Below are 14,851 nucleotides of genomic sequence, written 5' to 3' on the forward strand. Positions count from 1 at the left end.
ACGCCGATGTAAATTTGCCCAGCATCGTTGTGTGACAACTGTTTTCTGCTATCGTTACCCTAAATAGTTATCTTATGAGGAATCTACTGGCCGCCGTGCCCATCGGCCTTGCCCTATTCACCGCCCATTCTGCCCAGGCTCAGCACGTACAATGGGCTGCCCGCCTGGTGGCCGTCTCGTCGCAAAAGTCTGAAGGCAAGGAGCCTTTCTCCCCTTCGCAGGTGCTGAGCACGCCCAACGCGCTGCCGCTCGGCCAAATCAGCAACGACGCCTGGATTCCGCGCAAGGAGGGCCCGAACGAGTTCATCGAAGTGCGCTTTGCCCGCTCCGTGGCGGCCCAGCAGGTGACGATTGTGGAGAACTTCAACCCCGGCTCCATCACCAAAGTGGAGCTGGTGGACACCAAGGGCGAGCACCACGAAGTGTACACCAACGACAAGCCCGGCCCGCTGCCCGAAGCCTACCGCACCCTCGAAGTGAAGTTCCCGGCCGCCGAATACCGCACCCTGGGCGTGAAGGTGTACATGAACACGGCCAAGGTGGAAGGCGTGAACCAGATTGACGCCATCGGCATCGCCGACGTGCCCTCCACGATGGTGAAGCAGGCCTTCACCGAGCCGAAAGGCCCCGATGCGGTGAAGTCGACGCAGTTCGACTCCTCACTGGTGAGCCTGGGGCCGAACGTGAACACCCGCTACGTGGAAACCCACCCGGTGATTTCGCCCAACGGCCGCACCCTGTACTTCGCCCGCGAAAGCAACCCCGACAACGTGGGCGGCAGCCGCGACCCGCAGGATGTGTACTACTCCACCCTCGTCAGCGGCAAAAACAAAACCTGGAGCCTGGCCAAAAACCTCGGCGGCCCCGTGAACACCCCCGACGACCCCAACGGCATCGCCTCGGTGTCGGCCAACGGCCAGAACGCCATCCTCATCAACATCTACAACCGCGACGGGACCATGGACCCGCTCGGCTGCAGCATCACCAAGCGCACCCGCATGGGCTGGACGCAGCCGGTGCCGCAGGTCATCAAGGACTTCGTGAACCTGGACAAGGAGCACGTCGACTTCTTCCAGGCCACTTCGGGCAAAGCCATGCTGATGGCCGTGGAGCGCCCCGACGGCATGGGCGGCCAGGACATCTTCGTGAGCTTCCCGGTGCCCGAGCAAACCAACACCTGGAGCAAGCCCAAAAGCCTCGGCCCGAACGTAAACACGGCCAAATCGGACTTCGCGCCCTTCCTGGCCGCCGATGAGAAGACGCTCTACTTCGCCAGCGAAGGCCGGGGCGGCTACGGCAAGTCGGACATTTTCTACACCAAGCGCCTCGACGATACCTGGACCAACTGGAGCCCGCCCCGCAACCTGGGCCCGGTGGTGAACTCGCCCGACTTCGACGCCTACTACACCATCTCGGCCGCCGGCCAGGATGCTTACCTGGTGTCGTCGCGCAACGGCGTGGATGGCTCCAAGGACATTTTCCGCATCTCGCTGGCTCCCGCCTTCCAGCCCGAAGTGGTGACGCTGGTAACCGGCCGTGTGCTCGACGTGAACACCGGCAAGCCCATCCGGGCCATCATTCACTACGAAAACCTGCTCACCGGCGAGGAAATCGGCGTGACCGAAACCGACCCGGCCGACGGCTCCTACACCATTGTGCTGCCCAGCGGCGTGCAATATGGCTACCGCGCCGAAGCCAAAGGATACATCGCCGAAAACGCCAACCTCGACGTGACGGCCAAGGACAAGTATTCGGAGGAGAAAAAAGACCTGTTTCTGGTGCCCTTCAACGTGGGCCAGACGGTGAAGATGAACAACATCTTCTTCCCCCAGAGCAAGTACTACCTCAACACCAGCTCCTATCCGGAGCTGCTGCGCCTCATCCGCATCCTGAAGGACTACCCCACGGTGGAAATCAAGCTCTCGGGCCACACCGACAACCAGGGCGACCCGGCGCTGAACCTGAAGCTGAGCCAGGACCGCGTGAACGAAGTGAAGAAATACCTCGTCACTCACGGCATCAAGGGTGAGCGCATCACCACCGAAGGCTTCGGCGGCACCAAGCCCATTGCCAGCAACGACCAGGAAGAAACCCGCTCCAAAAACCGCCGGGTAGAATTCACCATCACGAAGAAATAGGCGACCCGCCGCTCATGCAAAAGGCCCCGCATCCAGCTGGATGCGGGGCCTTTTGATTGGTTGCCCGTCAGGCTGAGCGCCGCGAAGGGCCTTGGCACGTTGGCGGCGCTCAGCCTGACGGGCGTTTGCCTACTTCTCTGCCTTCGGCTGGCTCACGAAGGCGGCCAGCTTTCCTTCCGAGCTTTCCAGGCCCACGATTTCCATCAGCTCCTGGAAATACTCGGCCACCTGCTGGCGGTCCTGCACACTGTTGGTGAGCGGGGCCACGCGGGCCAGGCCCTTGTCGATGCACTGCAGGTATGCCTCTTTGGTCGGATTGTTATTGGTGACCTGCAAAAAGTCGTTGGTCGAAATCACGAGGTAGCGGTTCAGGTCGGGGCGCACTTCGGCGTGGGCTTTGGCCTTCACCTTGCTCGTCTTGGCCACCTCCGCCTTGGTCAGGTCCATGAGGTCGGCCAGCTGGCTGGATGCCTTGGCCGGCACCTGCATCTTCGTTGCCTGCGCGTGCCCCGCAAGCGCGGCACAGCTCAAAAATCCAAGTAGTAATAACTTCTTCATAGCAAAGCCAGACATGTTATGTATTGATTGTGAAAATATTACTAAAGCCGCACGTTGCTTTTCCCGCTTCAGAACTAACCCCGAAGTTAGCACTTCAGGCCGTGCCGATGCTACTTAGCAGCGCACTTTTTTGATTTGCACTTCGCTCAAAGCGAATTCGTTGCCTCTTTTCAGCGCATTTTGCCCCGTCATTTCCACCAAAAAGCCGCCCCGCTTACGATAAAGCAGGGCGGCTTTGGGGGGAGGTGCGGCTTCGCTAACGCGGCCTAGTAGGCGCGGGCGAAGTAGGCGCGGCGCGGGCTGGGCTTGCCCGTCACCATGCAGATGCCTTCCTCGTCGGGCTCGGCCAGGGCCAGGCAGCGCACGGTGGCCTTGGTTTCTTCCTTGATGCGCTCCTCGGTTTCGGACGTGCCGTCGTAGTGGGCCAGCAGGAAACCGGGCTCCTCGTCCAGCATCCGCTTAAACTCGTCGTAGCTGTCGACGCGGGTGGTGTGCGTGTCGCGGAAATTGCGGGCCTTGTTGTAGATGTTGGTTTGAATATCAACCAGCAGCTGGTCCACACTTTCCACAATGTTGGCCAGCGGCAGGCTCATTTTCTCTTTGGTGTCGCGGCGCACCACTTCCACGGTGCCGGCATCGAGGTCGCGGGCGCCGATGGCCAGGCGCACGGGCACGCCCTTCAGCTCCCACTCGGCAAACTTGAAGCCGGGGCGCTCGGTATCGCGGGCGTCCAGCTTCACCGAGATGCCCCGGGCAATCAGGCCCATCTGAATGGGCTTGATGCGCTCCAGCAGGGCATCCAGCTCGCCGGTTTTGTACACGGGCACGATGACGCACTGAATGGGAGCCAGCTTGGGCGGCAGCACGAGCCCTTCGTCGTCGGAGTGGGCCATTACGAGGGCGCCCATCAGGCGGGTGCTCACGCCCCAGCTGGTGCCCCACACGTGCTCGCGCACGCCTTCCTTGTTGGCAAACTGCACGTCGAAGGCCTTGGCGAAGTTCTGGCCCAGGAAGTGGCTGGTGCCGGCCTGCAGGGCCTTGCCGTCCTGCATCAGGGCTTCGATGCAATAGGTATCCTCGGCCCCGGCGAACCGCTCGTTGGGGGTTTTCACGCCTTTCACCACGGGCAGGGCCATGTGCTCCTCGGCAAACTCGGCGTACACGTCGAGCATCTGGCGGGTTTCGGCCACGGCCTCCTCGGCGGTGGCGTGGGCGGTGTGGCCTTCCTGCCACAGAAACTCGGCGGTGCGCAGAAACAGGCGGGTCCGCATTTCCCAGCGCACCACGTTGGCCCACTGGTTGATGAGCAGCGGCAGGTCGCGGTAGCTCTGCACCCAGTTTTTGTAGGTGCTCCAGATAATGGCTTCGGAGGTGGGGCGCACCACCAGCTCTTCTTCCAGCTTGGCGTTGGGGTCCACGCGCAGCTTGCCCGGCTTGTCGGGGTCGGTCTGAAGGCGGTAGTGCGTGACCACGGCGCACTCTTTGGCGAAGCCCTCAGCGTTTTTTTCTTCGGCTTCGAACAGGCTCTTGGGCACGAAGAGCGGGAAGTAGGCATTTTCGTGGCCGGTGCGCTTGAACATATCGTCCAGCTGGCGCTGCATTTTTTCCCAAATGGCGTAGCCGTAGGGCTTGATGACCATGCAGCCGCGCACGGCCGAATTTTCGGCCAGGCCGGCGCGCTTCACTAACTCATTGTACCAGAGGGAATAATCTTCCTGGCGGGTAGGCAACTTTTTGCTCATGGGAGGCATCTATGGGGTAATTGGAAAAGTTCCCAACTCTGGTACAGGATTTGACTTCGTCCAGGGGCACCGTTTCGGGTTCAAATTACGTTACTAATGCGCGGACCTCGTATGCAAAGCGCAGTTGACCCCTGGCGGCATCTGGTAGCTGGTTTCTGGCCGGCTCCGATTAAACCACCGCTGATTATTAGCCTCTTCATCCCGCTTCCACCGTATAGTTCGTTACTTTTACAATAGGCTACCCACCCATACCTTTTTTCCGTCATGAAAAACCTGCTCACCGCTTGTTTGCCCGCTTTTGCCCTGCTTGCGCTGGGCGGCTGCGCGGGCACGTCGGCCCTCACTTCTTCGGAAGACGACGGGGTTTATTATTCCTCCAAAGACCGCACCTCGCTGGTGGTCAGCCAGGCGCCCGCGGCAGCCCCGGCCACCACCGATGAAGCCGCCAACCCCGACTATAACGGCAACACCACCGGCACTACTGCCCGCCAAAACAGCCAAGGCAGCAGCTCCGACCAGTATTACGACAATACCTACACCTACATGCGCGGCGTGCCGAGCTACACCTCGGCCCCCTACTACGGGCCGGGCGTGAGCTACTACACCCCGTATAGCCCCTATACGAGCCTGAGCTATGGCAGCGGCTGGGGCTGGGGCGGTGGGGCCTGCGGATTTTCGCCATACGCCTACGGCGGCTACGACCCGTTTTACAGCTCTTTTTATAGCCCGTACGGCTATGGCTACGGCTCGGGCATAAGCCTCAGCTTTGGTTTTGGTCGGTCGTGGGGCTATGGTGGCTATGGCTACGGCGGCTATGGCTACAGCCCTTACGGCTACGGCTATGGCAGCTTCTACGACCCTTACTACTACAATAGCCGCTTCTACGGCGGCTACTATGGCGGTGGGGGATACTACGGCAGCAGCTATTACGGCAGCGGCTACTACGGTGGCAACAGCTACTACGGTGGCGGCTACAGCGACAACGGCCGCGGCCGCACCTACGGGCACCGCACCGACCGCACCTCGGAAGGCCGCACGATGTCGGGCAGTGGCGGGGTAACCGGTACGGGCACCTCGGGCACTACGGGCGGGGGCCGGGTGCGCGCCGAGCGCATGGCTCCCGATGGCGGTACTCCGCAGTCGATGCCCTACGGCATGGCCGAAGGTGGCCGGGTACGCTCCAATGGCGTGACCACGAAGCCCGATGCGGCAATGGACCAGGCGGCCGGCGCATACAGCAACCGCCCCCGGCGGATGGATGCCACCGTGCAGCCCCAGTACAGCAACATGACTCCCGCTACGGCCTCGCCCGATGCCAAGCTGGTGGAAGGCCAGACGGCGCGCGATGAGAGCCGCGGCCGCTGGCGCAATGCCACCCCCGCCGATGCCCAGCCCCAGAGCACGCCCGGCCAGATGCAGCAGGCCACCAGCCAGCCGCAGGAAGGCCGGCGGCGTGGCGGCTTCTTCCAGAACGTGTTTGGCGAACCCGTCAACAACGGCGGCCAGGGCCAGGCCACCGATGCCTCACAGACGCGCCAGCGCACCTACGACCAGCCGCGCCAGCAAACCTACAGCCAGCCTCAGCGCAGCTACGAGCAACCCCAGCGCACGTATGAGCAGCCCCAGCAACGCTCCTACGAGCAGCCGCAGCGCTCCTACAGTCAGCCTTCGTACTCGGCTCCGTCGTATGGCGGCGGAGGGGGCGGTGGTGGGGGCGGCGGCGGTGGCCACAGCCGTGGCCGTGGCAACTAGCCAGCAGCCTTCTTTTTACGGAAAAACCCCTCGAATGAGCCGGCCCGACGGCCGGCTCTTTTTCTTCCCCATCCCATGAAAAAACGGATTATTCGGCTTAGCCTGGCCCTGGTAGTGGGGCAGGCCGGCCACGCCTTTGCCCAGGGTGCCAGCGACGCGCTGCAGTATTCGCGGCTGCAGTTTGGTGGCCCGGCCCGTACGCAGGGCATTGCCGGGGCCAACGTGGCCCTGGGGGCCGACTTTGGCAACCTGACCAGCAACCCCGCCGGCCTGGGGCTATACCAGAAATCGGAAGCCCACATCACGCCCGGCATTGGCCTGGGGCAGAGCGATGCGCGCATCGACGGCAACTCGGCGGCCGCGGTGAACGAAACCAAGAACAGCTTCCACCTGGGCAGCGTCGGCCTGGTGTTTGCCACCCGCCGGCCCGACGATGACCAGAGCAGCAACTGGCGCGGCGGGGCCTTTGCGATGGGCTTTAGCCGGGTGGCCGACTTCAATACCGCCTCACGCTACCAGGGCTCGGTGGCCAGCAATCAGTCTTACCTGACCTCGCTGGGCGGCACGGCCGGGTTCGATTACTACATCAACATCCACCGGCAGGGCGATTCCGGCAACTACAATACGGTGGATTATGGCCTGGACGGGCTGGCCTATGGGGCTTACCTGACGGATGTTCGACGCACCCGCATTCCCGGCAGCACCGACTCCACCACCACCATTTCGCCACGGGTGCAGCGCGGGGCCATTGGCCAGTCGGAATACGTGACCTCGAAAGGGTCGATTTCGCAGTTTGACCTGGGCTACGGGGCCAGCTACCGCGACCGGCTGTACCTAGGCTTTGGCCTGGGCATTGTGAGCTCGAACAACACGGTGGTGAAGGATTTCACCGAGACCGAAACTGACCCCACCACGCACCTCGGCAGCTATACGCTGCACGAGGACTCCAAAACCACCGGCACTGGCATCAACGCCCGTATCGGGGCCATTTTGCGGGCCACGGATGCGCTGCGGATTGGCGCCTCCATTCAGACGCCGACCTACATGCGGATGGCCAATACGTATAATGCCACCATCACCACCACGTTCAACGCCCAGGGCAACGATGCGGTGCCGGCCTCTTTGCCGATAGGGACTTCGTCGGTCGATGCGCTGCCCAACGACTACGACTATGCCATCACCACGCCGCTCCGGGCCAACGGCGGGGTGGCCTACACGCTGGGCAAGCACGGGTTTGTGACGGGCGATGTGGAGTACGTGGGCTACCGCCAGGCCCGCCTGCACAGCACGCCCGATGCCGCCAACGGCGACAGCTACTCGTTCACGTCGCAGAATCTCGACATTAAGAGCCTGTACAGGAACACCGTCAACCTGCGGTTTGGGGCCGAGGGGCGCTTCGATGTGTTTCGGGTGCGGCTGGGCTACGCCCGCTACGGCGACCCCTACTACGCCGATACCAACAACGAGCGGGTGCAGAACTTTTACACCGCCGGGGCCGGCATCCGTCAGGGCAATTTCTTCCTCGATGCGGCCGTGGTGTACACCACTTTCGACCGCACGTACACGCCCTACTCGCTGGCTGGCCAGGAGCCCCTCATCAAAGTGAACAACACCCGCTACACCACGGCCGTGACGGCGGGGGTGACGTTCTAATCGACCGCTGCCAAGCCACAAAAAAGGGCCGCTCCATTTCGGGGCGGCCCTTTTCGTTGTGTATCCAGGGGGTTATTTCTGCACCTTCACCAGACAGGTAATGCGCGGGTTGCTGCCGAACACGAGGTCCGAAACCAGCAGCAGGCCGGTGTAATTCTGATTGTTTTCAACCACCCGAAAGGCGATGACCTGGCCTTTGGCCAGCGGCGTCGTGCTGAGCGAGCTGTAGGCTAAGCCCCCGGCAAAGGCCTGCTCGAAGGCCTGGGTGGTGGCGGCATTGGCAAAGTCGGTGTCGCTGAGGTTGGTCGCGTGCAGCTGGGTGGCGTGGCGGTTGTCCACGGGCCAGGTGGCGGAGTTGAGGCGCAGATTGGCGGGGTTGGTTTCGGCCGGAGCGGCCAGGATAACCGTGGTGGTGTTTTTGGCCACGCAAATCAGGTCCACCAGCAGCTGGTTGCTTTGCAGGTCTGGGCTCTTCTCGTTGTTGATGAGGGCGTACTTGGGCAGCAGCAGGCCCGTGCGCAGGTTCAGAAACACGAGAGCCCCATCGCGCACCTGCGCCGAGTCGGCCGTGCGGGTGCTGCGGCGTATCACGGGGCGCAGCCGGGCCGTGTAGCTGTGGTACACCAGGGCCGAATCCCGGTTGCGCGCCGTGAGCCGCAGCACGCGCGCGGCCGTCGCCTGGTTATCGTCGGTGGCCGTGTACTGCCAGCGCTCGGTGCCGGAAGTGGTGCGGGCGCTGAATTTATTGTTGAACAAAAATGCGCCGCCGCGGGGCACGCCGTTGCCCGTAGCTACGCGGCTGTTGGCAATCACCGAATCGGCATACACCAGTTCGTCGTCGTTCGGGGTGGTGGTGGGGTCGTAGCTGGTGATGGGCAGCGGGTAGAGGAAGGGGTAGCGCGTGGGCTCGTACTTCACCGTAATGCGCATGTGCGTCAGGCTGACATCGTTGCCCTCGGCATAGGCCCGGGTAATGAGGGTATCGCTCACGCCCACCACCCGGTTGCCGGAAATGAGGCCGGTGGCCCCGATGAGGTCGAGGCGGACGGGCATTGCCGTTTTAGAGCAGGCCACCAGCAGCGCCGGCAGGCAGAATAACAGGAGGCGAAAACGCATGATGCAAAGGTAACGGCGGGCAGGGCCTGCAACCGTGCTCCGGGCAGATGTTACCTTTAACGTTCGATTGCCCCCCTTATTTCGCCCCTGCTCTCTCTTATGCGTTTTCGCTTCATTGTTTTGGCGGCCCTGCTGGCTGCCAATGGCCCGGCCCTGGTGCCAAGCCTCACGCCCACCCGCGCCCTGGCGCAGCAAAAGCTGCCGCTCACGCTGGAAGATATCTGGACCAAGCCAACCTTCCGCACGGCCAGCGTGCCGGGCTTCGACTGGATGAACGACGGCCGCTACTACGCGGCCCTGGAAAATGGCAGCCTGGTGCAGCACGAAGTGACCACCGGCAAAGCCGTGCAAACCCTGGTGACCGCCGCCGAGCTGCAGCTGGCCGGCGCGCCGCTCAACGTGGACGGCTATTCCTTCAACGCCAACGAGCAGAAAATCCTGTTCACGACCGGCACCGAGCCCATTTACCGCCGCAGCGCCCGCGCCAGCTACTACGTGTTCGACCGCGGCAGCAAGAAGCTGGTGCCGCTGAGCGCCGGCGGCAAGCAGGGCTACGCCACCTTCTCGCCCGATGGCCAGCGCGTGGCCTTCACCCGCGACAACAACGTGTACGTGACCGACCTGGCCACGATGAAGGAAACGGCCATCACCGCCAATGGCGTGAAGAACAACCTCATCAACGGCTCGGCCGACTGGGTGTACGAGGAGGAGTTTGGCTTTGCGCAGGGCTTTTTCTGGTCGCCGGATAGCAAGCAGATTGCCTTCTACACCTTCGACGAAAGCCAGGTGCCGGAGTACGACATGCAGGAATGGGGCGGCCTCTACCCCCGGGAATACCGCTTCAAATACCCCAAAGCCGGCGAGAATAACTCGGTGGTGAGCGTGAGCAGCTACGACGTGGCCAGCGGCAAAACCACCCGGCTGGACGTGGGCCCGAACCCCGACCAGTACATCCCGCGCGTGATGTGGACGCAGGTGCCCAACACGCTCAGCATTCAGCGACTGAACCGCTTGCAGAACAAGCTGGAAATCCTGCACGGCGACGTGAACACCGGCAAAACCCAGGTGGTGCTGACAGACACGAACCCGGCCTACGTCGAAATCAACGACGACCTGAAGTACCTGGCCGGTGGCAAGCAGTTCATCTTCACCAGCGAGAAGGACGGCTACCAGCACATTTACCTGCACGAGATGAGCGGCAAGCAAGTGCGCCAGCTCACGAAGGGCACTTGGGAAATTTCGGCCATCAACGGCTTCGACGCCAAAACCGGCAACATCTACTACACCAGCACCGAAGGCTCGGCCCTGCAGCGCCACCTCTACCGCATCAACCTGAGCGGCAAGGGCAAGCAGCGCATCAGCGAGGCCGGCAACGGCACCGACGTGGTGAACATGAGCCCCGACACCCAGTATTTCCTCAACACGCATTCCTCGGCCGGGGTGCCGCCGGTGGTGAGCCTGCGCGAAGGCAGCAGCGGCAAGCTGGTGAAAACCTTGGAAGACAACGCCAAGCTCAAGCAAACCTTGACGCAATACGACCTGGGCAAGCACGAGTTTTTCACCTTTAAAAACTCTGATGGCATCGAGCTGAATGCCTGGATGATTAAGCCCAGCAACTTCGACCCGGCCAAGAAATATCCGGTGCTGATGCACGTGTACGGCGGCCCTAGCTTCGGCACCAGCAGCACCCAGACGGTGCTGGACAATGCCGGCGGCGGCACGGCCTTCACCAACTACCTCTGGCACCAGCTGCTGGCCGAGAAAGGCTACATCGTGGTGTCGGTGGAAAACCGGGGCACCTCGGGCCGGGGCTCGGCCTTCCGCAAGGCCACCTACGCCAACCTGGGCAAGTTCGAAACCATCGACCAGGCCGACGGGGCCAAGTACCTCGCCACCCTGCCCTACGTGGACAAGGCCCGCATCGGCATCTGGGGCTGGAGCTACGGCGGCTACATGACCTCGCTGGCCATGACCAAGAACGCCGACCTTTTCAAGATGGGCATTGCCGTGGCTCCGGTCACGAACTGGCGCTACTACGACTCGGTGTACACGGAGCGCTACCTCAAAACGCCCCAGGAAAACCCCGGCGGCTACGACGACAACTCGCCCGTGCAGTTTGCCCAGAACCTGCGCGGCAGGTTCCTGCTGGTGCACGGCACCGGCGACGACAACGTGCACTTCCAGAACTCCATCGCCTTCGTCGATGCCCTCATCAAGGCCAACAAGGACTACCAGACGCTGTATTACCCCAACCGCAACCACGGCATCAGTGGCGGCAACACGCGCCTGCACCTCTACCGCCAGATGACGAATTTCGTGACACAAAACCTGTAGCGCGTAACCCGCCCCCCCAAAAAAGCCCTCTCTGCACGCGCAGAGAGGGCTTTTTTGCGGGTGCTGCCAAATAGGTGGGCCGCTCCTACAGCTTCAGCAGGCGCCGGGTGAGGCTGCGGCCGGTGGTGCGCACCTGCAGCAGATACACGCCAGCGGGCAGGGCGGGCAGGCTCAGCTGCTGAGTGGTGCCAGCGGAGGCGGGCGCGGTCAGCAGCAATTGGCCACTCAGGCTGCGTATTTCCAGGGCCGTGGCCGGCTCGGTCAGGTTTTCGAGGGTCACCTGCACCACGTCGGCCACGGGGTTGGGCGCGAGGCTGAGGCCGGCAGCGCCAGGGCGGCTGGCCAACACCACCGGCGAGTACGTGGCCGTGCCGTCGGCATCAACCTGCCGCAGGCGGTAGTAGCCCGGGCCGGCCAGCGGCTTGCTGTCGGTGGCCTCGTAGTCGGTGGCAGTGGCGGAGCTGCCCTGTGCCTTGACGGTCAGCAACGGCGCAAACTCGCGGCCATTGGCGCTCCGCTCGACGGCGAAATAGGCGCTGTTTTTCTCCGAGGCCGTGGACCAGCGCAGCGCCACGCGGCCAGCGGCAGCCGTGGCGGCAAAGCGGGTGAGCTGCACCGGCAGCGGCACGGCCGAGCAGATGGTGCCGGCCGTGCCCACGGTGCCGCTCTGCACATCGAAGCCGCCGCCCTGGGCCGGCGTGGTGCTCGAATCGCAGAAGTTCAGCCGGTTGGCGGAGGTATTGCCGCCGAACGTGCCGCTGTTCACCGAGGCCCCCGTCACGGTGAAGCTGCCGCGTAGCGGCGCGGCCGGCCCGCTGATGGCACCGCTGTTGGTGAAGGAGCCCGTGGTGGCCACGGTGCCGCTGTTGAACACGGTGCCGCTGTTGGTGAAGGACGACGACACGTTTACCTGGCCGGGGCGGTTGTTGGTGAGGCCCCCCGTGTTGGTCGATGTCTGGTAGGTCGTCACGTTCAGCGTGGCCTGGTTGGTGATGCCGCCCTTGTTATCAACCCCCGCCGGCAGGCTGAGCGTGCCCGCCAGGTTGCTGATGCTGGAGCCGGCCGGCAGCACAAACGACGACTTGCTGATGGTGAGTGAGCCACTGTTCTGAAACGCCGTGTTGCCGTTAATCACCATCGAGTTGCCCAGAGTGGTAGTGCCGCCGGCCAGGGTATTGAAGGCATTGGGGCCGGTGGTGGGAAAGCCCACGTCCAGGCTCCAGCTGCCGCTGTTGTTCACGGTCAGGGAGCTTTCGTTCACGGGTACGCCTTTCCAGGTATTCGCCGTCGTGTTCGAATGGTTGATGGTCAGCGGGCCGCCCACGCTGACCTGCGTGTTGTTCCATACTCCGCTATTCGTGATGGTTGTTGCTGAAGCCGTTAGCTGGCCAAACCCCACGGCGCCCCAGGTTCCCGAGTTCGTAATATTGGCGGGGCCATTCACGGTAAAGCCACCGAGCGCCGCATTCCAGGTGCCCTGGTTATTCACCGTGAATCCGGCAAGCGTGCCCAGGGCCAGGCTTGCGCCCCAGGTCTGGGCACTGGCATTGGCAATGCTCAGGTTGCCCGCAAAATTGGTGCCTACCTGCCCGGTCCAGGTGCCGGAGTTGGTCAGCGCGAAAGCCTGGCTGGTCAGGCCCGCTTTGCCGTAAAACGTCACGTTATTAACCGAGCCGGTATTGGTAAACGTCAAATTATCCCACGCCTCCAGTTGGGTGTTGCTGCCCCAGGTGCCGGCATTGTTCACGGTCAGGGGAGCCGTAATCCGGCCGCTGCCATTATAGAAGTTCCCGCTCCAGGTAGCGCCGCTGTTGTTATTGATGGCAGCAATCGCGCTGATGGTATTCTGACTGCCGGATATCGTACCGCTGTTGTTGATTGTCAGGTTTGCCCCGGCACTGCTGATGATGCCCGTCAGGTTGCTGCCGCTGCTGTTCGTAATGGTGCAATTGGTTGCGCTGGCCGCCACGCTCAGCGTGCCGCTATACGTGTTGCCGCTGAAAATCACTGTACAGTTCTGGCCCGTAATGGTAATGTTCTGGCTGTAGTTGTTCGCCGTGATGCAAACCACCGCGTTGTTGGCCGCGATGGTCGGCAGCGTGGTTCCGTTGCTGGCCGCGCTATTGGTGCAGGTTTGTGCCTGCGCCGTGCTTGCGGCCAATGCTCCAGCTATCAGCAATGCCACCCAGGCAGCGCCGTAACCCGGCAGTTTGCGAAGAATTTTTGAAAGCGTAAATGGTTTTTTCACAGAAAAAGGGCAGGTATGTTACAAGCTTTTGCCAAAGGGTCCATCTTCAGCAATAATTCTATCAACAGCCAAAAGCAGCCGCCGCAAATTTACAGGCTAACCGCCTGACTATATGGCATCACCTCGAATTAATGACGACTTTTAATCGTCTGCTCCCCTCGAATGCCGCATTGCCGGCACCACACCAGCGCCGGGCCACCGGCGGCCCGGCAGCCCGCCTTTTCGTGCCCGCCAAACCACTTGGGTGGGCCCAGCCCCGCAGCCCGCAATGGCAACGGCCCGAAGGCGCGGCACGGCCAGACTGCCGTTGCCGGCGTCATCCTGTCTGATACTGCCGTTGCCGACGATGCCGGCCGGGCCACCCGGAAAACCAGTTGAAAACAGACTCCCCTTACGCTACCGTCCAGGTACCGCGCACCATGCGCGCCTTCCCAAACATATCGGGCAGCACCTTAACGCCGGTGAAGCCCTGCGCGGCCAGCAGCGCGGCCGTTTCCTTGCCCAGTGCTTCGTTAATCTCGAGGTAGATGCTGCCACCGGGCTTCAATAGCTCCGGTCCCACTTCGGCCAGGCGGCGGTAAAAGAGCAGCGGGTCTTCATCGGGCACGAACAGGGCCGTGGCGGGCTCCCAGGCCAGCACGTTGTCGCGCATTTCGGGCCGCTCGCTTTCGCGCACGTAGGGCGGGTTGCTCACCAGCACATCAAGCGTGCCGGGGGCAATGCCTGTGGGCAGGCCCGCGAGAATATCGACCTGTTCGAAGGCCACTTCCGGCGCAAACCGGGCTGCGTTGCGCCGCGCCACGGCCAGCGCCTCGGCCGAGATATCCACGGCCAGCACCTGCGCGGCGGGCAGCAGCCGCGCCAGCGCCAGCGCCAGGCAGCCCGAGCCGGTGCCCACGTCGAGCACTGACAGCGCCGCGGTGGCGGCCTGCTCCTGCTTGATGAGGTGCACCAGCTCTTCGGTTTCGGGGCGCGGAATGAGGGTGGCGGGCGTTACTTCCAGCTCCATGTCGGCGAAGTAGGCGGTGCCCAGCACGTACTGCACCGGCTCGTGGGCCAGCAGGCGCGCCAGCAGCGGCGCCAGGGCTGCCTCGGCCCCTTCGGCAATGGGCTGCTGGGCCTCCATCATCCGCTCCAGGGCATCCATTTGCAGCAGCTGCTCCACAACCAGCGCCGCAATGGCCTTAGCCTCAGGCTCGGGGTAGAGGGGGCGCAGCGCCGCGACAACCGAGGTGGTAAATTGGCGTACGTTCATCGGTGCAAATGTAGGTCAGCGGCCCAGCCGAAGCTGGTTAATTACCTTCACGCTC

9 protein-coding genes are annotated in these 14,851 nt (G+C 62.8%); 4 read left to right on the top strand and 5 right to left on the bottom strand.

What is annotated here, in order from left to right; genetic code table 11:
* The first annotated feature begins 74 nt into the window (after positions 1-74).
* Positions 75-2,138, top strand: coding sequence for an OmpA family protein (locus tag ACYVHT_RS14205; RefSeq protein WP_460552917.1), 2,064 nt, complete (start codon positions 75-77; stop codon positions 2,136-2,138).
* 129 nt (positions 2,139-2,267) lie between these two features.
* Here the strand turns inward: ACYVHT_RS14205 and ACYVHT_RS14210 are convergent, their stop codons facing one another.
* Together ACYVHT_RS14210 and proS are read right to left on the bottom strand one after the other, a co-directional pair.
* Complete coding sequence (locus ACYVHT_RS14210) at positions 2,268-2,711, bottom strand: DUF4844 domain-containing protein (RefSeq protein ID WP_460552920.1); 444 nt, start codon at positions 2,709-2,711, stop codon at positions 2,268-2,270.
* 251 nt (positions 2,712-2,962) lie between these two features.
* The gene (gene proS, locus ACYVHT_RS14215; RefSeq protein ID WP_460552923.1) at positions 2,963-4,438 is read right to left on the bottom strand and encodes a proline--tRNA ligase; all 1,476 of its coding nucleotides are present in this window, start codon (positions 4,436-4,438) and stop codon (positions 2,963-2,965) included.
* 264 nt (positions 4,439-4,702) lie between these two features.
* Here proS and ACYVHT_RS14220 point away from each other — a divergent pair, with 264 nt between their 5' ends.
* Positions 4,703-6,190, top strand: coding sequence for a hypothetical protein (locus tag ACYVHT_RS14220; protein WP_460552926.1), 1,488 nt, complete (start codon positions 4,703-4,705; stop codon positions 6,188-6,190).
* Positions 6,191-6,265: 75 nt separating this feature from the next.
* On the top strand, positions 6,266-7,843 hold the full coding sequence (locus ACYVHT_RS14225; RefSeq protein WP_460552929.1) for an OmpP1/FadL family transporter: 1,578 nt from the start codon (positions 6,266-6,268) through the stop codon (positions 7,841-7,843).
* Positions 7,844-7,915: 72 nt separating this feature from the next.
* Here ACYVHT_RS14225 and ACYVHT_RS14230 read toward each other — a convergent pair whose 3' ends face one another.
* Positions 7,916-8,959, bottom strand: a complete 1,044-nt coding sequence (locus ACYVHT_RS14230; RefSeq protein ID WP_460552932.1) for a hypothetical protein — start codon at positions 8,957-8,959, stop codon at positions 7,916-7,918.
* 99 nt (positions 8,960-9,058) lie between these two features.
* On the opposite strand from ACYVHT_RS14230, the gene ACYVHT_RS14235 reads away from it, so the two are divergent.
* Positions 9,059-11,293: a S9 family peptidase gene (locus tag ACYVHT_RS14235; RefSeq protein WP_460552935.1), complete on the top strand. Its 2,235-nt coding sequence runs from the start codon at positions 9,059-9,061 to the stop codon at positions 11,291-11,293.
* A gap of 85 nt (positions 11,294-11,378) precedes the next feature.
* Here ACYVHT_RS14235 and ACYVHT_RS14240 read toward each other — a convergent pair whose 3' ends face one another.
* Entirely contained in the window at positions 11,379-13,454 is a 2,076-nt protein-coding gene (locus ACYVHT_RS14240; protein ID WP_460552938.1) for a T9SS type A sorting domain-containing protein, read from the bottom strand.
* 478 nt (positions 13,455-13,932) lie between these two features.
* Complete coding sequence (gene prmC, locus ACYVHT_RS14245) at positions 13,933-14,796, bottom strand: N5-glutamine methyltransferase family protein (protein ID WP_460552941.1); 864 nt, start codon at positions 14,794-14,796, stop codon at positions 13,933-13,935.
* Between the last annotated feature and the right edge of the window lie 55 nt (positions 14,797-14,851).

The sequence above is a fragment of the Hymenobacter daeguensis genome (genome assembly GCF_054780555.1).